This window comes from Brevibacterium sp. Marseille-P9724 (genome assembly GCF_902500275.1).
Taxonomy (GTDB): Bacteria; Actinomycetota; Actinomycetes; order Actinomycetales; family Brevibacteriaceae; genus Brevibacterium.
The window spans coordinates 174557-195049 of the sequence record NZ_LR722993.1 but is presented as its reverse complement, the minus strand read 5'-3'; the positions used below and the strand labels follow the sequence as shown (position 1 = coordinate 195049).

Here is a 20493-nt window from a genome sequence, read left to right as displayed (position 1 = left end):
CCTGTCGCCGCACGCTGACTGAAACAGGGCCGGGCTTGGCACACAGCGAAGCCCGGCCTTTATCTGTGCGCAGTTTTCGGTAGCGTGGGACTTGACACATCAACGACTGCTTATAGGAGTCAGCATGTCCCAGACCGTGAAGGGCATTGTCGCTTTCGCAAAAGAAGAACCCGCACAGCTTGTCGACATCGTCATCCCCGACCCCGGTCCGGGCGAAGTCGTCGTCGACGTTAAATCGTGCGGCGTGTGCCACACCGACTACCTCTATCGCCAGGGTGGAGTCAGTGACGACTTCCCCTTCCTGCTGGGCCACGAGTCCGCCGGTGTTGTCAGCGCCGTCGGCGAAGGCGTCGTCCACGTTGAGGTCGGCGATTTCGTCATCCTCAACTGGCGTGCCACCTGTGGTGAATGCCGCGCCTGCAAGCGCAATGAGCAGCAGTACTGCTTTGCCACCCACAACACCAAGCAGAAGATGACGCTGACCGACGGCACGGAACTCGAAGCCGCTCTGGGCATTGGGTCCTTTGCCGAGAAGACCCTCGTTGCCGAACGCCAGTGCACCAAGGTCGACGAAGGCGATCCGGCGGTGCTCGGCCTTCTGGGCTGCGGCGTCATGGCGGGAATCGGCGCTGCTATGAACACCGGTGAGGTCACACACGGCGATTCCGTGGCGGTCATCGGCTGCGGCGGTGTGGGCTGTGCCGCCATTGCCGGTGCGAAACTGGCGGGTGCCTCCACCATCATCGCAATCGACTTCGACGACAAGAAGCTCGCCGCGGCCGAAGACCTCGGAGCCACGCACAGCTTCTCGTCGAAGGGCATGAGCGAAGACGAAGTCGTTGAAAAGGTCCAGAGTCTCACCGGCGGGTTCGGTGCAGATGTCGTCATCGACGCCGTGGGCCGACCTGAAACCTGGCGCCAGGCGTTCTACGCGCGCGACCTCGCCGGAACGGTTGTGCTGGTGGGCGTACCCACCCCGGACATGGAGCTGACCGTTCCCTTCATCGACATGTTCGCCCGAGGCGGCAAACTCAAATCCTCCTGGTACGGCGACTGCCTGCCAGAGCGCGACTTCCCCATGCTCACCGAGCTTTACCGGCAGGGTCGCCTGCCGCTGGAGAAGTTCGTCACCGAGCGGATCGGCATCGAGCAGGTCGAAGACGCCTTTGAGAAGATGGCACAAGGAGAAGTCCTTCGATCGGTTGTGGAGTTCACATGACAGACAGCACCGTCCGCATTGAGCGGCTCATCACCTCGGGAACCTTTTCGCTCGACGGCGAAACCTTCGACGTCGACAACAACGTGTGGATTGTCGGCGACGATTCGACCGTCGTCGTCATCGACCCGGCGCACAGCCCGGATGCCATTGCCGAAGCCGTCGGCGAGCGCGAAGTCAGCGCTATCCTCCTGACCCACGGCCACGACGACCACATTCGGTACGTCTTCGACGCTCAGGCCAAGCTCGGCGACCCGCCGATCCTGCTCACCCCCGCCGATTCCGTGCTGTGGGACCAAGTGTTCGAGGACCGTCAGCCCACCGGACGGATCGATGACGGCGACACCTTCACGGTGGCCGGTCTGCGCCTGAGCGCGATGCACACACCGGGCCACTCCCCCGGCTCCACGTGCTTCTACATTGCCGAAGGCCTCACGGGTGCCGGACTGCCCGAAGACGTTCGGGGAACCACTCCCGCAAACGCCGAGGTGCCGGTCCTCCTTTCCGGTGACACTCTGTTCAACGGGGGCCCGGGAGCGACAGGACGGTCGTATTCGAGTTTCGACACGATCATCGACTCGATCCGGCAGCGGCTTTTCGCCCTGCCTGAAGACACGATTGTGCTGACCGGACACGGTGATTCCACCAGCATCGGCGCGGAAAAGCCGCATCTGCAGGAATGGATTGAACGCGGTCACTGAGCCGCTGCGACACATCACCGCGGGGCCGGGCGCTTTAAGCGCCCGGCCCCGGTATTATTCAGCGGACATGATCTGCGCCACAGCGGCGTATCATGTCATCCGAAGTTCACCAGCTGTTTTTGTTCATAAGGATTTTCATGGCCACCACCCAACTGCAGAAGCGCCTGAAGACCCGGCACCTCGTCATGATGAGCCTCGGTTCGGCAATCGGCGCGGGCCTTTTCCTCGGTGTGGGCGAAGGCATTGCCGTCGCCGGCCCGGCAATTCTCCTGGCCTATGTGGCTGCCGGACTCATCATCATCTCGGTTATGCGGATGCTCGGCGAAATGGTTGCCGCCGACCCCAACCCGGGAGCGTTTTCGTACTACGCGGGCAAGGCGCTGGGCCCATCGGCCGCTTTTGCCGTCGGCTGGCTGTGGTGGGTGCAGCTGTGCCTCGTCGTTGCCGTTGAAGCGACAGCCGCCGCACAGATCATGCGGTCTGCTTTCCTGCCCGATGTCCCACAGTGGATCTGGGTGCTCGCCTTCATGATGGTCTTCACCGTCATCAACCTCATGGGCGTCGGCTCGTTCGGCGAATTCGAATACTGGTTCAGCTTCATCAAAGTCGCCTTCGTCATCCTGTTCCTCATTGTCGTCACAGCATTCCTGTTCGGACTTACCCCCGGCGAGTCACCCGGGCTGAGCAATGTGCAGGGCGTAGACCTCGCGCCTTCCGGCATCGGCGGAATCGGCACCGGCCTGCTCATCGTGATCTTCGCATTCGGCGGCATTGAGATCCTCGCCGTCGCGGCTGCCGAAACCGCCGACCCCGAAACTTCGATCCGCAAGGCGATCGCCGGCATCGTGCTGCGCATCCTCGTGTTCTACATGGGCTCGGTCGCGCTCATGATCCTCGCCGTCCGCTGGGACAACCCCGACCTCGCCGAGAACCCGTTCGTCACGACGTTGACGGCCACGGGACTGCCGGCCGTCGGCACCGTGATGGCCATCATCATCGTGGTGGCGCTGCTGAGCTCGCTCAACGCCAATGTCTACGGGGCGTCCCGCATGGTGTTCTCACTGGCCCACCGCGGCATGGCGCCAGCGGTCACAGGGCGAGCAAACAACAGGGGCGTGCCGATCCCGGCGATCGTGGTGTCGGTCCTGATCGGCTTCGCCTCCGTGCTTGTGAATGCCTTCAATCAGGACAAGGTGCTGTTCATCGGCCTCAATGTGGTCGGCTCGACGCTCATCGTCACCTGGGTGGCGACCGTGGCCAGCCACATCATTCTTCGCCGACGGGCCGAACGGGAAGGCACACACCTGCCCATGAAGATGTGGGGCTATCCGGTTCTGTCATGGCTGACCGCCGCGGCCCTGCTTGCCGTGGTCGTGCTGGGCATGTTCGCGCCGGACACCCGAACACAGATGCTGTGGACCTTCGGCATCTTCGCCATTGTGTGGCTGATCGGCGTTGTCGTGACGCGCGGGAAGTCAGTTGAGCAGGTCACCGGCGGAGACGAACTCGCCTCAGATGATCCTCACGCCTGGTAGACCAGGGCGGTCGCCACGGCGGCAACCCCTTCACCTCGTCCGGTGAAGCCCAGACCGTCGGATGTCGTGCCGGACACCGTGACCGGCGCTCCGGCGGCCTCACTCAGCACCCGCTGGGCTTCGGCCCGGCGGGTGCCGATTTTGGGACGGGTACACACGGCCTGCACCGCAATGTTGCCGATGGCAAAACCGGCTTCGCGCACCAGACGGGCGGCCTCCTGCAGCAGCTGCGCCCCCGAGGCCCCGGCCAGTTCCGGCCTGTCAACGCCGAAGTGGGCGCCAAGATCGCCGATGCCGGCGGCTGAGAACAGAGCATCACAGCAGGCGTGAGCCACCGCATCGGAATCGGAGTGGCCCTCAAGGCCCGGACCGGCGTCCTCCCACAGCAGACCGGCCAACCACAGGGGGCGCTGCGGGTCGTCTGAAAAAGCGTGGCTGTCTATGCCGATTCCCACCTGCATTGTCATTCTCCTCGCAGTCGAGCGCGCGCTTGGCGCAGATCATCGGGGTAGGTGATTTTGTGTGCGGCTTCTGCTCCGGGCACTCCCCTGGCGGGAATACCGATGGCTTCCAGAAGACCGGCGTCGTCTGTTGCTGAAATGCCGGCTTCACGCGCGTGCTGATGTGCCGCCCGCAGGTCTTCTGTACGGAACCCCTGCGGGGTCTGGACTCGTCTCAGCTGGGATCTGTCAACGGGCACGGCGAGGTCCTCCACTGCCGAGGTGTCGCCGGACACAGTTCTTATTGTGTCGGCAACCGGGAGGGTCGGCACGACATTGCGCTCACCGGCGCGCAGAGCTTTGATCACGCGGGTGAACACTGCCTCGGGCGTGAGCGCGCGGGCAGCGTCGTGCACCAGCACAAAGCGCGGACCGGCGGATTCGAGCACGGTGAGTGCGGCGGCAACCGAGTCGGTCCGCTCAGTGCCGCCTTCAACGACAGCAACCAGGCTGCGCGGAAGACCCAGCGCGTCACATTCGGCGTGTGCGACAGTGCGTGCGTGATCCAACAGGTGTGCTGGTGCGGCAATGACAGTGAGCCCGCAGCCGGCGCGCAGCCCACAGCGCAGCGACCACGCCAGAAGCGTGCGGCCTTCAAGTTCGACAAAGGCCTTCGGACGGTCAGCGCCTAAGCGCGTACCGGACCCGGCGGCAGGAATGATGAGGGCTGTCTCCACGACAGCCATGGTAGCCGTCAACAGTCAAACACAAAGCCCGCGCTCAGAGCACTCTGAGCGCGGGCCGTGCTGCGAAGATCAGGAAGCCAGAACTTCGTCAAGCATTGCTTCGGCTTCGTCTTCTTCCTTTTCCTTGGCCAGAGCCAGTTCGGAAACAAGAACCTGGCGAGCCTTGGCGAGCATCCGCTTTTCGCCCGTGGAAAGTCCACGGTCCTGTTCGCGGCGCCACAGGTCGCGAACAACTTCTGCGACCTTGATGACATCGCCGGATTGGAACTTCTCGAGATTGGCCTTGTAGCGGCGCGACCAGTTTGTGGGCTCTTCGGCAACTTCGGCGCGCAGAACTTCGAAGACCTTTTCCAGACCCTCTGCGTTGACGACGTCGCGAACACCGACGAGGTCGCAGTTCTCAGCAGGGACTTCAATAGTCAGATCGCCGTGCGAAACCTCAAGCTTGAGGAAGACGGTCTCTTCACCCTTGATCTTGCGGGTGTTCACTTCTTGAACAGTGGCTGCACCGTGGTGCGGGTAGACGACGGTGTCTCCAACCTGAAAACTCATACTCTTTAGTCCCCTTTCGGTGACCCATCTTACCACGACACTTTCCGCAAATTGGGCGGCCATCGTCCACAGTGTGATATAGCGTCTCAGCCGCATATTCAGAGGAACATGGGAGATTCCACACTGAATCCTGTGACCCGAGTTTCGGACCGTTGGCAGAAACAGGTACGATTCCGTCAGAGGCCAAGCATTACTTCTTCTAGGAGCTTTTATCGTGAAAAGGCTGACCCGCTTCGGCGCTGTCGCGCTCGCAGCAGCCCTCGTTGCACCCCTCAGCGGCTGCGCCGCGCTGATCTCGTCCCAGCAGACCGCCAAGTACCACTACAACGGCGGCGACGGCGCTGCCACCTCGATTGACGGCGTGGACGTTCGCGGCATCCTGCTCATCTCAGACGAAGACCAGGAAAAGGCCCAGCTGTTCTACACGCTGGTCAACAACACCGACAAGACAGCCGATGTTTCGATCAAGGCCGGCGACAAGTCCGTCAGCCAGACCGTCAAGGCGGGAGAAAAGTTCTCGCAGGACCCGCAGAACCCCAACGCTGAGGGCGCTGACGAAGTCATCGTCTCCGGGCTGAACCAGCCCACCGGCACCCTCGTCGACGTCACGGTCACGGTCAACGGCAATTCAGAAGACGTCCAGACCCAGATTCTCGACGGCAGCCACTGGTACTACAAGACTCTGGAACCCAGCAGCGCACCGTCTGCCACAGACGGCGCAACGGACGACGCCACCGAGGACAGCACCACCGGCCAGTGAGCTCTGTGAGCCAGCACCCCCAGCGGACAGGCTCACACACAGCAGAGGTCCCCGAGCGATTATCGCTTGGGGACCTCTGCTTGTGGCGGCTGCGGGTATCAGTCTTCGAATTTGTAGCCCAGGCCGCGCAGGGTTGTCAGCAGCTTAGGCTCGGAGGGGTTGACCTCGATCTTGGCGCGCAGACGCTTGATGTGCACGTCGAGGGTTTTGGTGTCCCCCACGTAGTCAGAGCCCCACACCCGGTCGATCAGCTGACCGCGCGTCATAACGCGCCCTGCATTGCGCACCAGCATCTCCAGCAGCTCAAACTCCTTCAGCGGCAGCTGCATTTCCTCACCGCGGACCGTGACCACGTGGCGGTCGACGTCGACGCGCACGCCGCCGGCTTCGAGCACATCGTCGAACTCGTCGTCGACAGAAGCTGATCCGCGGCGCAGAACAGCGCGGATGCGAGCCAGGAGCTCACGCGAGGAATACGGCTTCGTCACGTAATCATCAGCGCCGAGTTCAAGGCCGACGACCTTGTCGATTTCGGCGTCTTTTGCGGTGAGCATAATGATCGGCACGTTCGACCGGCCGCGAATGATGCGGCAGACTTCCGTGCCGGGCAGCCCGGGCAGCATGAGGTCCAAAAGCACGAGGTCCGCTCCGGCGGTCTCGAATTCTTCGACCGCCTTCTTGCCGTCGGCCGCCACAACAACGTCGTAGCCTTCGCGACCCAGCAGGTAGGACAGCGGGTCCGACAGCGACTCTTCGTCTTCGACCAGCAGAATTTTGGTCAACTCATGCCTTTCTCTCGCGACCCTCGGCGGCGATTCCGTCAGAGGGTGTGTTTTCCGGCGGCTTCAGGTGCCGAACGTTATCAGCCGGCGCTGCCGGCAGGGCGATGGTGAAAGTCGACCCTTCACCGGGACGGCTCCACACGTCGATGCGCCCGCCGTGGGTGGCCACGATGTGCTTGACGATCGACAGGCCCAGGCCGGTGCCTCCGGTGTTGCGCGAACGTGCAGGATCGACACGGTAGAAGCGTTCGAAGATCCGCTCAGTGTCTTCTGCCGAAATGCCGATTCCGTGGTCAGTCACGACAATGGAGGCATCGCCGTCAGTGGACTCAACACTTATGCCCACGGACGTGCCCGAGTTCGAATAGTTGACCGCGTTGTCGATCAGGTTGCGCACAGCATTGACCAGCAGATCAAACGAACCCTGCACAGCGGCGCCGGGGCTGCCGGAAACTGACAGTTCGATGCCCTTTGCATCGGCATTTGTGCGGGCGCGGTCAACCGCTTCCTGCACGACGTCGTCAAGCTCGACCCGCGTTGTCGATTCCAGCTGTTCGTTGTCCTGGACCCGCGACAGATTGATGATCTCCTGAACAAGCTGCGCCAGACGCGCGGATTCCTTCTGAAGCTTCCCGCCGAAGCGCTGCACGGCGTCGGGGTCGTCAGAAAAGTCGGTGACGGCTTCGGCCATCAGGGAAATAGCGCCGATGGGGGTTTTGAGCTCGTGGGAAACATTTGCCACGAAGTCACGCCGGACGGCGTTGATTCGGTGAGACTCCGTGTGGTCATCACACAGCACAAGAACATAGGCCTCAGCCAGCGGGGCAACGCGCGCGTGCAGATAGCGGCGACTCTTTTCGTCTGATCCGCGCTGGGTTTCGAAGTCGATCTCTTCGATCAGGCCGCGCACGCGCACCCGCCCAACGGCTTCGCGCAGCTGCGGGGCGGCCAGGACGTGACCGCGCACAAGGCCGAAGGTGTAGGCGGCAGGCGATGCCTTCGTGACATCATCCCCGGCGTCGATGACGATTGCCGCACTGGGCAGAACGGCGAGAACTTCGGCGATGCCTTCGGGAAGTTCGTCATCCGAATGCAGCGACGCGGATGACCACGAGCTTTCGGACATGCGAAACGCCAGGATCCCGGCGATGCCCAGAATGAGCCCAACTCCGCCGGTAATGAGCGAAATAATCAACACGTCCACACTGACAGCCTAAACGCACGGTGACGCGGGTTCTATCTGACAGCGACGGAGCGTGCGACATTTCCCCCGGTATTCACATTGGGGACAGGCTCCTTTAACTCCCGCTTGAAAGCGTTAACTTGGTTCGTGTTGGTGTACAGTGCCTCACGTAGAACTTCAAGGAAAGGACCTCGAGTGCGCGAAGCCTTCCGCAATGAACTCGAATCCATCGCCGACGGACTTGTCGAAATGGCCGAAAAGGCCACCGTGGCTATGGAGAGCTCAGTTCAGGCTCTCTTGGAAAACAACCTCGAACTCGCTCAGCAGGTCATCGCCGCTGACGATTCGATCGACGGCATGCAGGCTTCCCTGGACCGCCGTTCAGCAGAAGTGCTGGCCCTCCAAGCTCCCGTCGCCGCCGATCTGCGCGCTGTCATCGCGGCGCTGAAGATGTCGGTTGCAATCGAGCGCATGGGCGACCTCGCCCGCCACATCGGTTCGCTCGTGCGCATCCGCCACCCCGAACCGGCACTGCCGGAGCAGTTCCGCGACGTCTTCACCCACATGGGCACGACCGCGGTGCGCATCGGCAACGCTCTCGTTCAGCTGCTGAGCGAACCCGGCACGGCGGCCGTGCCGATGATCGCGGCCATCGACGAAGAACTCGACACGCTTCACCTGCGGGTGTTCACCATCATCGGCGAACTGTCCAACGGTGAAATCTCGCCCAGCCAGATTGCCGATGTCACGCTGATCTCCCGCTATTTCGAGCGTTTCGGCGACCAGGCCGTCAACGTGGCACACCGCGTTGAGTACCTGCTCACCGGTTCGTTCGAACCGACGCTGACAGCGCTTCACGACTCCGAACCGGCACGCCGTGAAGCTGAAATCGCCGACATCCGCGCAGAGCAGGACGAAAGCTGACCACCAGCAGACTGCTTGAACGCTTAAGGCCCGGTGTCCACATGGACACCGGGCCTTAAGCGTTGGTTCTGGGCTCAGAGCATCAGCGCACCAGTCACTTCTTGCCCTGGGCGGCAACCGCGGCTGCGGCTTCGGCTGCCGCTTCGGGATCGAGGTAGCGGCCACCGGGGTTCACTGGCTTCAAATCTTCGTCGAGCTCGTAGTGCAGCGGAATGCCGGTGGGGATGTTCAGCCCCACGATGTCGTCGTCACTGATGCCGTCGAGGTGCTTGACGAGCGCGCGCAGCGAGTTTCCGTGCGCTGTGATCAGAACAGTGCGGCCCAGCTGGAGGTCTGGGACAATCGAGTCGTACCAGTACGGCAGCAGACGCTTGATGACGTCCTCCAGGCATTCGGTGCGCGGGATGGCAGAACCCAGGTTTGCGTAGCGCGCCTGCCCTGCCTGTGACCATTCCGAGCTGTCGTCGAGTTCCGGCGGCGGTGTGTCGAAGGACCGGCGCCAGATCATGAACTGCTCTTCGCCGAATTCTTCGCGGACTTCGGCCTTGTTCTTGCCCTGCAGCGCACCGTAGTGGCGTTCGTTCAGCCGCCATGAGCGTTTGACGTCGATCCAGGAACGGTCAGCGGTTTCCAGGGCAAGGTTCGAGGTGATGATGGCGCGCTTCAGGCGCGAGGTGTGCAGAACATCGGGCGCCAGCCCGGCTTCTGTCAGCAGCTCCCCCGCCCGGGCGGCTTCGGCGCGGCCCTTGTCAGTCAGGGGCACGTCAACCCAGCCGGTGAAGAGGTTCTTCTTGTTCCATTCGCTTTCGCCGTGGCGCAGCAGCACGAGGTTGTAAGTCATAGCCCTATTCTTCCATGTGAGGTCAGTCCTCGGCGGTTCTATCCGCCGAGGACTGACTGCCTGTCTCAGTCGGTGTCGGTCTCGGTGAACGTGCCGATGAACTCGTTGTCGTCGTTATCCAGCAGGTGTTTGAACGCTTCGAGGTTGCGAGTGGATTCGCCGCGGGCGATCCTCCACGCCCATTCGCGCTTCATGGATGTGAGAAAGCCGTGGACCAGCAGATCATTGAAGCTGCCGTCAGACACTGTGAGGACTTCGCCCATCACCTGATCGATGATCTCGGCCGTCCACGCGGATGCGGGGATCGATGCGCGCAGGTAGACGTCCCCGTGCGGGTCGAGGAAGAACGACACCAGGTGAAGTATCTGATTGCGGCGCAGCATCCACCGGTAGAACGCGGCGTGGTTTTCATCGGGCCTGCGCATGAGGAACGCCTGCAGGTCGACCCGGCTGGGTGTGAAGCGCACCGACACTGTGGTTTTGAGCTTCTTTTCGCCTGGCAGCGTGACCACCAGGTGGCCGACGTCGACCACGTCGAACTCGACCTGCGCGTCTTTGGCCCACGCAACCAGCGCAGATGCTGTTTCTTCGATCGGCGTCATTCGTTCCTCCCCGCGGACTGTTGGCCCGCTCCGGCGGCAGTGAGTGCTGCCATTACCTTCTCAGCACAGGCCTGCCACGTAAACCTCTGCACACGTTCGCGGGCTGCCTGGCCCAGACGTTCCCGCAGCTGCGCATCGTCAAGCAGCCGGGCGAGCGCCTCCGCCCAGCTTCTGTGGTCGCGGCCTTCCAGAAGCACTCCCGTCGTCCCGCTGTCGACAATGACTTCCAACCCGCCCACGCGGGAGGCCAGTACGGTACGACCGGCGGCTGACGCCTCGGCGGCGACAAAGCCGAACGACTCCGAACGCGACGGCACAATCACAACGTCAGCCGCCCGGTACCAGTCGGCGAGCTCTTCGGCGGGCACGGGTTCGCGGACCTTCAAACTGTCTGCCACTCCCAGGCGTCCGGCGAGTTCGGCGTACACGCTTGCATGCGCGTCCCCGGAAACCGCGCCCAGCTGGACCATGCGCGTTCGGGCCGCCAGATCCGGGCGCACCGACCGCAGTGATGCGAGTGCTTCAATTGCCAGATCGGTTCCCTTGACCCGCTGCATCCGGCCGACCCCCAGCACCAGCAGGTCGGCGTCCGCCCCGACACGGCGGCGTGCCTGAGCTTGATCGCCGGGGGTGAATACGTCTGTTCGCACGCCCGGCGGCACGGTGAGAACTCTGTCGGAGGCAGCCCCCAGCAGTTCGCGTGCGTCTTCGGCTTCTGCCGGGGTGTTGGCCACGATGATGTCGGCCGTCTGGGCGATCCGCCGTTCAGCTTCCAGCCGTTGGGACGGTTCGCGGTGGCCAGGGAAGTCGCGCTCTTTGACCGCGGCGATCGTGTGAAATGACACGGCAGTCTTCTTGCGCGGCTGAGCCCGCAGGGCGGCATCGGCCGAGATCCAGTAGTGCGCCCACACAAAGTCGGCTGCCCGGTAGTCAGAATGTTCGCTCAGCTGTCCGGCAAGGCGGTCGATGTCATCAGCCAGTTCGTCTTTTGTTTCTGCTCTCGTGCTCAGCAGGTGAACTCGGATGCGGGGACCCAACTGACGAGGTGCCGTTTGGCTGCCGCTTTGCAGCTGCGGGTCGGCTGTGAAGATGTCGACTGTGTGCCCGGCTGCGGCAAGTTCTTCCGCGACGTTGAGGGCGTAGACGTTGAGGCCTCCGGCATCACCGGCACCGGGCTGGGCGGCCGGGGAGGTGTGCAGGGAGATGAGCGCCAAACGGCGAGCGGGCGGGTTCGGCATCGGCGGCTCAGCTGTCAAAGAACTCGCCCAGTATGCGGCGCACGTCCTGGCGTCCGCGCCACAGAATGGAGCCTCGCGGCAGCACTTCGAGGCGAGCGTGTGGGAAGGCGTCAGCGTATTTCTGTGCGACTTCGACCGGGTGGCTGGTGTCTTCTTCGTGTGTCAGCACGAGAACATCGCCTGCGAAATCTGAGGCTCCCGCCGGATTGTCCACGGCAGTCCTGCACGCTAAGCCGATGCCGTCTTCGAGGTCGGTTGTCATGATTGCCCGGGCCCGTCCGCGCGCAAACTGCTGGGCTTCGGGCATCTGCCGGACTTCGGGGGCTTCGCGTTCCGCAAGGGCCCTGGCGAGGCCGTCTTCGTCGCCTTGTGCGACATAGCTGCGCAGCATGTCGGTGTAGGCGGCGAAGTTCTCCATCAGGTGTTCCGGCGGCGCTGTCCACGACGCGGGCAGGACGAACGCGGCCTTTTTCAGCCCGCGCGCTGCGTGGTGGCCGTCGGTGATGAGTCTGGCGAGAGCACCAGCGCTCATGGACACCCCGAGTGCGCGATCGGCGTTCGTGCGTTCGAGAACACCGGCAAGCGCCTGGGCAAGCATCGGATATTCCCAGCCTGGACCGGGCGATGGATTGCCCCCGTGGCCGGGCATGTGGGGAAAGACTCTTGTGCCGCGGATGCCCGCCGCAAAAGGCCGGGTGTCGCGGATGCTGCCGCCGAAGCCGTGGGCGAAGACGGTCGTGGGCTCGCCCGAGCCGATGATGGCCGTGTAGTGCTCATCCGCGCCCGGCAGGTTGGTGCGCGTCACCTTCTGTGGCGGCGGGATTCAATGGCACGCAGCTTCTTGGCCATATCGCCCAAGTAGATGCCTGCCGCCACAACGCTGGCAATGCCCAGCAGACCGAGACCGCTCCTGACTCCGGTGAGTGGGAGGTTGGCGAAGGCCAAAGCGGCGGCCACACCCAGGATGCTGCACCACAGCGCCTTGGAGTGGCGGTCAATTGCCTTGTACGCCTCGTCGGAGAATCGCAGCGAATCGATGAACGCGATCGTCGTCAGAGCAAAGACGCCCACCTGGATGAGCATCATGATTCCCATTTGAATGTTCCCAAGCACCAGCATGGTGCCATTCTAGACTGCGCGGACCGGCACCTCGTGAGCCTTCAGGTTCTGTGCTGTCCTCGGCGGCTTTCCGACCTGGCTGCCCAGCGGAGATCACTCTCCGTCAAGTTCCGGCAGGCCCGGCAGGACGTCGTCGGCGGCGGCTTCGGTCAGACCGGCAGCGCACATGAGGTCGTGCGCCAACGGACGCAGCATAAGGATGACAGTTTCGTCCAGTCGGCCCTGAGCAAACGGCGCTTTGACATCCAAGCGCGCCGCCACCGACGCCAAATACTCCTCCGCCGGAACGCGAGACGTTCCCCGGCGCAGCGCAATGCCGAGCATGGAACTGCCCTCGGCGAGCGCATCGATGAGGTTCGCGATCTCCGGCCGCGCATCACCCGTCTGAGTCAGCGTGACGGACCGACGCGCCACGATCCTCACCATGCGCATAGAACGGTCGGCGTACTCAGCGGCACGGGCAAGCCGGTTGACCTCGGCCGCGTAACGGCGGGACCGCGCGTTGATGCGGGTGGCCTCCTTCGACACGCTGACCGAACTGTGCCACTGATCGACAAAGCTCTGCGTGTCGCGCGCACGCCCCAGCGCACGCTGGGCCGCCCCCTTATCCGCCGTGCGGATGCTGCGTGAAATGTCCTGCAGAATCTCGGAAATCTCATCGAGCAGAGAAGCTGCCCTGTCCCGCGGAGCCTTGCGCGCATCGTGGGGCACGATAAGGCTCATGAGAATCGCAACAGAGGCGCCGACGGCAGCGTCGACAGTCCGATCAAACGGATAGGCGTTCAGCGCAGGCGGGACCGTGACCACATAGATGGACTGCACGCCGATCTGCGTGATGAACAGCGGACCGGAATTGATCAGTGCGCCCACGAGAATGCCGCAGAACATGACCAGCGCCATCTGCCAGATGCCCGTGCCGAACAGCGACAGCACCAGCTCGCCGGCCAGCACACCGAAAATCGCACCGATGCCGAATTCCGTGGCCCGCCGCAGGCGACGGTCCGTGACAACGCCCGTTCCCACGGTTGCGGCGACCGCGGCCAAGAACGGGTACTGGTGCCCCAGGACCAGCAGACAGAACGAATACGCAACAACGGCGCCGATGACCACCTGCAGGTACTGGCCGAAATTCGCCCTGATCCGACGCAGACCCAGCCGAGCGCGCAGCCCCAGGTACGAACCCAGGCGCCGGGCCCGCGACGGCTGCTTGACTGTACTCACTGAAGCACCTCCTCCTGAAGTCTATATATCGACATTCCACGAAATATGAAAAGCTGGTCGTCGGAGGACCAATGACATCAAATCTCACCCGCACAGAGGCCCAAGAGCGAGCGCGCCTGCTCACCCTTGAGGCCTATCGCATCAGCCTGGACGTTTCTGGTGCGCCCAACCGCGATATGTCCACGTACGATTCGGTGACGACCGTGACGTTCACCGCGGCCGAAGATTCCACGACGTTCATCGACATCATCGCCGACTCTGTGTATGCCGTCAGCATCAACGGAAAAGACCTTGACCCCACGACAGCTTTCGACGGCTTCCGCGTCACCTTCCCCGTCACGGCCGGACAGAACGAACTGACGGTCGGGGCAAAAGCGCTGTACTCCCGTTCCGGTGAGGGCATGCACCGCTTCTTCGACCCCGCAGACGGCAAGGTCTACCTGTACACGCAGTTCGAGCCGACCGACGCCCGCCGCGTCTTCGCCAACTTCGACCAGCCGGACCTCAAAGCCGTCTTCGAGTTCGAAGTGACCGCACCGAGCGACTTCACCGTGCTGTCCGGTGGAACCAGCCGACAGTCCGAAGAGGTCGCCAAGGACATCACCCGGCACAGCTTCGCCCCCACTCTGCGTCAGTCGAGCTACATCACCTGCGTGTGCGCCGGGCACTACGTTGAGCTCACCGACTCCTACACGCGGACCGGTGCGGGTGCAGACGGCGCAGACCTCACCATTCCGCTGGGACTGTACGCCCGGGCCAGCCTCGCCGACCACATGGACCCCAAAGCGATCTTCACGGTCACCAAGCAGGGCCTCGACTTCTTCATGGACTTCTTCGACTACCCCTACCCGTGGGGTAAGTACGACCAGATCTTCGTCCCCGAATACAACCTCGGCGCCATGGAGAACCCCGGCCTGGTCACCTTCACCGACGACTACCTTTTCCGGGACGCCGTCACCCGACGCCAACTGGAGGCGCGCGCCAACGTCATCCTGCACGAAATGGCACACATGTGGTTCGGGGACCTTGCGACCATGACCTGGTGGGATGACCTGTGGCTCAAAGAGTCCTTCGCCGACTACATGGGCGGACTCGCCCTGGCAGAAGCCACCGAGTTCGACGACGGCTGGGTGTCCTTCGCGCTGTCGCGCAAAGACTGGGCCTACCGCCAAGATCAGTACCCCACAACGCACCCCATCGTCGCCGACATCCCCGATGTCGAAGCTGCCAAACTCAACTTCGACGGCATCACGTACGCAAAAGGCGCGTCCGTGCTCAAACAGCTGGTCGCCTACGTGGGCATTGACGCTTTCCGCGAAGGCTCCCGCCAGTACTTCCGCGACCACGCCTACGGCAGCACCACGCTGGAAGACTTCCTGTCCGCACTCGATGCGGCAGCACCTGACCGGGACGTCCGCGGCTGGGCCAAAGCCTGGCTGCAGACCACCGGCATGAGCGAAATCGGCATCGACCTCGACGTCGACACGGACGGAACGATCACCTCCGCAACGGCCTACCAGCGCAACTGCGACGGCTCTGATGTGCTGCGCCCGCACACCATGCGGGTGGGCACATTCACCAAAAACGGTGCCGCCATTGAGCTCACGGACTCCTTCACCCTCGACTTCGACACCGCAAAGGCCGAAGTCAGCCATCTGGTCGGCGCACCCGCACCGGACCTCCTGCTGGTCAACCACGGCGACGACGACTTCGTCAAAATCCGCCTGGACGAAAGATCCACCGCCACCGCGCTGCGTCACGTCAGCCGGCTGGAGGACCCCATGGACCGCGCTCTCGTCTGGTCGGCGCTGACCAATGCCGCACGGGACGGGCTTCTGCCCGTGACGGACCTCATTGAAGCCCACGCTCGTTCCCTCGGCCGTGAAGACCACGCAGGCATCGCCGGAGGAGTGTGTGCGACAGTGCTCGGCGCACTCGACCGCTGGACGGCCGACGCCGACCACCCGGAGGCGCTGCGCTCACTGCTGGGCTCAGCACTCGACGCTCTCGCTGCGGCCCCCTCCGGCTCCGACGTGCAGCTCGACCTGGCCGAACTGGCACTTGTGCTGGTGCAGCGCGCCGCCGCCCTGACCCAACCGCACCCCGTGGACACCGCTGGACGCCAGTGGGCTTCGAAGGTTCTCAATGCAGAGCTCGGCAGCGCTCTGAACGACGGGGCCAACGACCTCACCATCGAGCACTCACTGCGCTGGCTGGCACTGACCGCGCTGGTCACACAGGGCTGGGCCGACCAGCAGGACATCGATATCGAGGCCAGACTCGACAACACCGGTGCGGGCCTTCTGCGGGCACGCACAGCGCAGGCTGCCATGCCGCTGGTGTTGGCCAAACAGCGCGCGTTCACCTCAGCCGTTGACGACCACACCCTGTCCAACGATGCACTGAGCGCAACCATTCAGGGCTTCATCGCACCGTGTGCCCTGCCGTTGCGCGAACCGTTCGTCAAACAGTACTTCGAGCGACTGGAATCGTTCTGGACTGACCATTCGATCGAAATCGCTCGTCGCCTTGTGCTGGGCCTCTACCCCACGTGGAGCAATGACGCACAGCGGGTACTCGACCTGACGAATGCATGGTTGGACGACCACCCGCAGGCGCCCGCCGCTCAGAGGCGGCTGCTGATAGAACTCGCCGACAACCAGGCCCGGTCCATCCGCCTGCGCAGGGCAGGCGAACGGACAGAGAAGCCGGTCGGCACCTCGGGCCACCCTGGGCGGCACCTCAGAGCGGTCAAGGATCAGAACAGCTCTTCGGCCAGAAGCTCCAGCGTTCGCTCCCGGGCGACCGAAGTGCGCAGGTCCTCGTCTGGATAACCGCCGGCAACAGCCTGCATCATGACCTCGTCGACGCCGCCCTCGGCTGCCAGTTCGCGCAGCTGACGGGCGGCGTCGGTCGGTGTGCCGATGATGTACGTCTGTGCGAGCTTGTCCGCCACCGCGCGGTGCCCGGCCGACATGACCTCGTCCGTTTCCCGTCCCACCGTCGGCATGGAGCGCATGGGAGCGCCCACCCGCAGGTTCGCCATCTGGTACAGGAACGGCTGTGCCAGATTCCAGGCCTCTTCCTCGGTTTCAGCGACAACCACGTTCGCTGTCATAAAGCTGCGCGGCTGTCTTCCGAACTGGGTTGCTTCGAACTGGTCGCGGTACAGCTGCATAGCCTGCTGTGCGCCGCGACCGGCAAAATGATTGGCGAACACATAGGGCAGGCCGAGGACTGCTGCCAGCTGGCTCGAATAATTACTGGACCCCAGAAGCCACACCTGGGCTGCAGGACTGACATCAAGCTTCGGGGTGGCTCTCAGCGTGTGTTTGCGGTCGCCGAACAGCTCCACGTCCAGCCCTTCGGGGCCCAGCAGGCGAAGAATGTCCATGACGTGCTGCGGGAAGTTCTCCACGGGATCAATCGGCTGGCCCTCCCGATTGACCACCTGGCCCTCCCCCAGGTGGCCCCACATGGCCATGCGCGTAAACGGGTCGGTGCCGGGAGCACGCCCAATGCCCAGATCAATCCGGTCGCCGTAGACCGCGGCCAGCAGGGAGAACTGCTCAGCCACCGAATACGGCGCGTGGTTGGGCAGCATGACACCGCCAGAGCCCAAGCGAATCCGCGAGGTGTTCTGCCCTAAGTGCATAAGCTCAACTGCGGGATGGCTTGACGCAATGGCCGGCATGTTGTGGTGTTCGGCCACCCAGTAGCGGGTGTAGCCCAGGGCATCCGCCTTTTCTACAAATGACTTCGACGCCCGCAGAGCGTCACTGGTTGTCTGTTCGCCGCGAACGGGCACAAGGTCGAGGATCGAAAGCTTCAACGGTGTTTCAGTCATAATGCCGGAACACCCCTAGTCGAGGAGGAATTCCCCAAGGCCGTCGAGGTGGAGCTGAGTGGCCGAGGTGGGCTCGGATGGACTGCCGGGAGACGTTGATGAGGAACTCACCCGTCGCGGCCATGGACGGGCCTGGCGTTCGCAGGAGGGTCCCCGACTTCCTGAATGGCGTGGCCGCTGCAGGCAGTCATGGTGACGGTAGCGCATTCGATGCGCGACACGGAGAACCACCGCATCGCACCGCGCAGGAGGCACCATCCGACCAGATACCACCGACCGCCTGCAGAAGCGAAAAGCACGGGTTCAACCTCACGAACAGTCGTAGTGCCCTCCCGCGATGTATAGCGAATGCGGAGCACTCTTTGTTCGGCCATCGCTTCCTCTATCGCTGACTGAATAGTGCGTGAGGAAGAAGGAAGCGAATCCACCCAGACCCGGTGGGCAAGCTCGTCGGCCTGCGCCCGAGTCTTGGGATCGAGGACGTCCATGATCTTCTTGACCCCGGCGCGCGCCAGATCGGCATAGGGCGCATCTGACGCGGCGGACACCGCCACCATGAGCGCCACGGCCTGCTCCGGGGACAGGGTAACGGGCGGAAGGGAAGCGCTCTTGGCCAGTCCGTACCCACCGCCCGGACCGGGGCGGGACCAGATCGGCGCACCGCTGTTCTCCAACGCGTATAGGTCGCGCTTGACGGTGCGGACCGACACTTCGAACTCTCGCGCCAAGCGCTCGGCCGATACACCTCGCGTCCCGCTGCGACGCAGCATCTCGGACAGAGCGTGTAGTCGTTCGGCTCTCTTCACTGCGCGAACCTCACCAAATTCATGACATAAATGGTGACATACGGTTGTCCGCCAAGGCTGGGAGCCTTGTCCTATGACAGCAACACACAACATCAGACCTGCCGTCCTCGTTCCTGGCCACTGGCTGGGAGCATGGGCCTGGGACGAGGTCGTTGAGCACCTCACGACCGATGGCACGCGCACAGTGGCGATGACGCTGCCGGGCCGCGACGAGGACGACCCAGAGCGTGCGGCAAAGACGGTCGACGACCAAGCAGCAGCGATCAGGGACACGATTGCCGAGCAGGGCGATCAGCCTGTGCTCCTCGTCGCGCACAGCGGCGCCAATTTCCCCGTCAGTCTCGTTCTCGACCGGCACCCCGAGCTGATTGCACGGGTGGTGTGGGTCGATTCCGGCCCCGTGGCCGATAGCACTGCCTTCGCCGCCGACTTCCCAACCGAGAGTGAAGACCTGCCGCTGCCGTCGTTCGATGACCTCGGTCAGCAAGCCAGCCTCGAAGGGCTGAGCGCCGAAGCACTCGAGCGCTTCCGAACAAAGGCTGTCCCAGAGCCCGCTCCCGTGCTGCGCCAGTCCGTCGAACTCACGAACGGGGCCCGCCACAGCGTCCCAACAACCATGGTGTGCTGTTCAATTTCCGGCGAACAGGTGATGGCGTTGGCCAAGGCAGGTCACCCCATGTTCGCTGAGGTCGCAAACCTCGAAAGCCTCGATGTCGTAGACCTCCCTACAGGACACTGGCCCATGTGGAGTCGACCGCGCGACCTCGCCGAGATCATTCGCGCAACGTCGCAAACAAGCTAAACTCCACTCGCAGCTGTGAGTGGTCCAGCTGAAACGACTGGCCCCTTTTCCTTATTGAGTACTATGTCCGGCCAGCGCAGTTAGATCGCTGCGCTCTTGCCATGTGAGATTTCGCTGGGCTGAACGCGTTCTGGCGCGTAGATTACCCGCTATGGCACCCGGGAACACGAACTCACCCAACGACAGCAGCGACAGCGGGGCAGGCACCTCGTCAGCGATACGCACAAGCAGAGCGGCAGGCGACCAGCAGACCCGCAGCGCGCGGCTTGCCGTGACGGCATTCCCGGTGCTGGTGGTGCTCGGCGGCCTGCTGGGCATCGCGGCATCTGACACGCTCGTGGCCATGAGCCCCGCAATCCCGTGGGCACTGGGCGTGGTCATGTTCCTCATGGGCCTGACACTTACGATGCCGGACTTCGCCCGCATCGCCAAGCGCCCCTGGGCTGTGCTCATCGGCGTTGCGCTGCAGTTCACCATCATGCCGCTGGCCGGTGTCGCGATCGTTCGTCTGCTGGGCCTGGACCCCATGCTGGCCGTCGGCGTCATCCTCGTGGGCTGTGCGCCCGGCGGCACAGCCTCAAACGTCGTCACCTACCTGTCACGCGGCGATGTCGCGCTGTCAGTGACGGTGACGACAGTGTCGACGCTGCTGGCTCCCCTGCTCACACCGATCCTGACACTGTGGCTGGCCGGCTCCTACCTCGAAGTGTCGGCCGCGGCGATGATGCTCTCGATCGTCAAAACCGTGTTCGTGCCGGTCATTCTGGGGGTCATCGTGCGGCTGTTTGCTGCACGCGCCGTGGAGGCTGTCGCACCCGCACTGCCGTGGCTTTCGACCATCACGATCACACTGATCGTCGCTGTGGTCGTCGCAGGGTCGAAGGACAGCTTGGCCTCGGCCGGGCTCATTGTTCTGCTGGCCGTCATCCTGCACAACGCCATCGGCCTGGGATTGGGCTACTGCGCCGCGCGGCTCACAGGTCTTTCGCCGGCACAGCGCCGCGCACTGTCCATTGAGGTCGGCATGCAGAACTCCGGCCTAGCAGCGTCCCTTGCCGCCGCCTACTTTTCGCCGCTCGCCGCACTTCCCGCCGCTGTTTTCAGTGTGTGGCACAACGTGTCCGGGGCTATCATCGCAGCGTTCTTCGCCCGGTCCAAGACCGACTAGGACAGCACAA

Annotated in this window: 21 protein-coding genes; 8 read left to right on the top strand and 13 right to left on the bottom strand. The window is 63.4% G+C overall.

Annotated elements, in window-relative coordinates:
* Positions 1 to 124 precede the first annotated feature (124 nt).
* The 3 genes from GC119_RS06805 to GC119_RS06795 all read left to right on the top strand — a co-directional run bounded on the left by GC119_RS06805 (position 125) and on the right by GC119_RS06795 (position 3452).
* Complete coding sequence (locus GC119_RS06805) at positions 125 to 1219, top strand: S-(hydroxymethyl)mycothiol dehydrogenase (protein ID WP_151952766.1); 1095 nt, start codon at positions 125 to 127, stop codon at positions 1217 to 1219.
* Positions 1216 to 1917 (top strand): MBL fold metallo-hydrolase, encoded by a 702-nt coding sequence (locus tag GC119_RS06800; RefSeq protein WP_151952765.1) that lies wholly within the window; start codon positions 1216 to 1218, stop codon positions 1915 to 1917. Before GC119_RS06805 ends, GC119_RS06800 begins: the two co-directional genes overlap by 4 nt.
* 137 nt (positions 1918 to 2054) lie before the next feature.
* Positions 2055 to 3452 (top strand): amino acid permease, encoded by a 1398-nt coding sequence (locus GC119_RS06795; RefSeq protein WP_070574830.1) that lies wholly within the window; start codon positions 2055 to 2057, stop codon positions 3450 to 3452.
* Here the strand turns inward: GC119_RS06795 and ispF are convergent.
* The 3 genes from ispF to GC119_RS06780 form a co-directional block, all read right to left on the bottom strand.
* Positions 3440 to 3919 carry a 2-C-methyl-D-erythritol 2,4-cyclodiphosphate synthase gene (ispF, locus tag GC119_RS06790; RefSeq protein ID WP_070574833.1) on the bottom strand — a complete coding sequence of 160 codons (480 nt, stop codon included), beginning with the start codon at positions 3917 to 3919 and terminating at the stop codon, positions 3440 to 3442. The two genes, GC119_RS06795 and ispF, sit on opposite strands and share 13 nt — an antisense overlap.
* On the bottom strand, positions 3916 to 4629 hold the full coding sequence (ispD, locus tag GC119_RS06785; RefSeq protein WP_226829334.1) for a 2-C-methyl-D-erythritol 4-phosphate cytidylyltransferase: 714 nt from the start codon (positions 4627 to 4629) through the stop codon (positions 3916 to 3918). The genes ispF and ispD overlap by 4 nt, the downstream gene beginning before the upstream one ends.
* 78 nt (positions 4630 to 4707) lie before the next feature.
* Positions 4708 to 5190 carry a CarD family transcriptional regulator gene (locus GC119_RS06780; protein WP_019175786.1) on the bottom strand — a complete coding sequence of 161 codons (483 nt, stop codon included), beginning with the start codon at positions 5188 to 5190 and terminating at the stop codon, positions 4708 to 4710.
* Between the two features lie 214 nt (positions 5191 to 5404).
* Here GC119_RS06780 and GC119_RS06775 point away from each other — a divergent pair, with 214 nt between their 5' ends.
* Positions 5405 to 5950: a hypothetical protein gene (locus tag GC119_RS06775; RefSeq protein ID WP_070574839.1), complete on the top strand. Its 546-nt coding sequence runs from the start codon at positions 5405 to 5407 to the stop codon at positions 5948 to 5950.
* 98 nt (positions 5951 to 6048) lie between these two features.
* Here GC119_RS06775 and GC119_RS06770 read toward each other — a convergent pair whose 3' ends face one another.
* On the bottom strand, positions 6049 to 6732 hold the full coding sequence (locus tag GC119_RS06770) for a response regulator transcription factor (protein ID WP_070776511.1): 684 nt from the start codon (positions 6730 to 6732) through the stop codon (positions 6049 to 6051).
* A gap of 1 nt (position 6733) precedes the next feature.
* Positions 6734 to 7936, bottom strand: coding sequence for a sensor histidine kinase (locus GC119_RS06765; protein WP_070574845.1), 1203 nt, complete (start codon positions 7934 to 7936; stop codon positions 6734 to 6736).
* Positions 7937 to 8110: 174 nt separating this feature from the next.
* On the opposite strand from GC119_RS06765, the gene phoU reads away from it, so the two are divergent.
* Positions 8111 to 8839: a phosphate signaling complex protein PhoU gene (gene phoU, locus GC119_RS06760; RefSeq protein ID WP_070574848.1), complete on the top strand. Its 729-nt coding sequence runs from the start codon at positions 8111 to 8113 to the stop codon at positions 8837 to 8839.
* A 94-nt stretch (positions 8840 to 8933) separates the two neighbouring features.
* Here phoU and GC119_RS06755 read toward each other — a convergent pair whose 3' ends face one another.
* From GC119_RS06755 to GC119_RS06730, 6 genes are all read right to left on the bottom strand, one after another.
* Entirely contained in the window at positions 8934 to 9680 is a 747-nt protein-coding gene (locus tag GC119_RS06755) for a phosphoglyceromutase (RefSeq protein WP_070574851.1), read from the bottom strand.
* A 65-nt stretch (positions 9681 to 9745) separates the two neighbouring features.
* The gene (locus tag GC119_RS06750; protein WP_070574852.1) at positions 9746 to 10282 is read right to left on the bottom strand and encodes a YbjN domain-containing protein; all 537 of its coding nucleotides are present in this window, start codon (positions 10280 to 10282) and stop codon (positions 9746 to 9748) included.
* Positions 10279 to 11520: a glycosyltransferase gene (locus GC119_RS06745; RefSeq protein WP_070574853.1), complete on the bottom strand. Its 1242-nt coding sequence runs from the start codon at positions 11518 to 11520 to the stop codon at positions 10279 to 10281. Before GC119_RS06745 ends, GC119_RS06750 begins: the two co-directional genes overlap by 4 nt.
* Positions 11521 to 11527: 7 nt before the next feature.
* The gene (locus GC119_RS06740) at positions 11528 to 12325 is read right to left on the bottom strand and encodes an alpha/beta fold hydrolase (protein ID WP_070574856.1); all 798 of its coding nucleotides are present in this window, start codon (positions 12323 to 12325) and stop codon (positions 11528 to 11530) included.
* A complete protein-coding gene (locus tag GC119_RS06735; RefSeq protein WP_070574859.1) occupies positions 12322 to 12639 on the bottom strand; it encodes a DUF2516 family protein in 318 nt (105 codons plus the stop codon). The genes GC119_RS06740 and GC119_RS06735 overlap by 4 nt, the downstream gene beginning before the upstream one ends.
* Positions 12640 to 12732: 93 nt before the next feature.
* Complete coding sequence (locus GC119_RS06730; RefSeq protein WP_226829332.1) at positions 12733 to 13860, bottom strand: FUSC family protein; 1128 nt, start codon at positions 13858 to 13860, stop codon at positions 12733 to 12735.
* A 71-nt stretch (positions 13861 to 13931) separates the two neighbouring features.
* Between GC119_RS06730 and pepN the strand changes: the two genes are divergently transcribed.
* A complete protein-coding gene (gene pepN / locus GC119_RS06725) occupies positions 13932 to 16694 on the top strand; it encodes an aminopeptidase N (RefSeq protein WP_083318958.1) in 2763 nt (920 codons plus the stop codon).
* On the opposite strand, the gene GC119_RS06720 is transcribed toward pepN, so the two are convergent.
* Both GC119_RS06720 and GC119_RS06715 read right to left on the bottom strand, forming a co-directional pair.
* Complete coding sequence (locus GC119_RS06720) at positions 16619 to 17707, bottom strand: LLM class flavin-dependent oxidoreductase (RefSeq protein ID WP_218079086.1); 1089 nt, start codon at positions 17705 to 17707, stop codon at positions 16619 to 16621. The two genes, pepN and GC119_RS06720, sit on opposite strands and share 76 nt — an antisense overlap.
* Positions 17708 to 17814: 107 nt before the next feature.
* Complete coding sequence (locus tag GC119_RS06715) at positions 17815 to 18513, bottom strand: helix-turn-helix transcriptional regulator (protein WP_083304177.1); 699 nt, start codon at positions 18511 to 18513, stop codon at positions 17815 to 17817.
* A 73-nt stretch (positions 18514 to 18586) separates the two neighbouring features.
* Here GC119_RS06715 and GC119_RS06710 point away from each other — a divergent pair, with 73 nt between their 5' ends.
* Entirely contained in the window at positions 18587 to 19315 is a 729-nt protein-coding gene (locus GC119_RS06710) for an alpha/beta fold hydrolase (protein ID WP_070574869.1), read from the top strand.
* Positions 19316 to 19466: 151 nt separating this feature from the next.
* Positions 19467 to 20483, top strand: coding sequence for a bile acid:sodium symporter family protein (locus GC119_RS06705; protein ID WP_070574871.1), 1017 nt, complete (start codon positions 19467 to 19469; stop codon positions 20481 to 20483).
* The last annotated feature ends 10 nt before the right edge of the window (positions 20484 to 20493 follow it).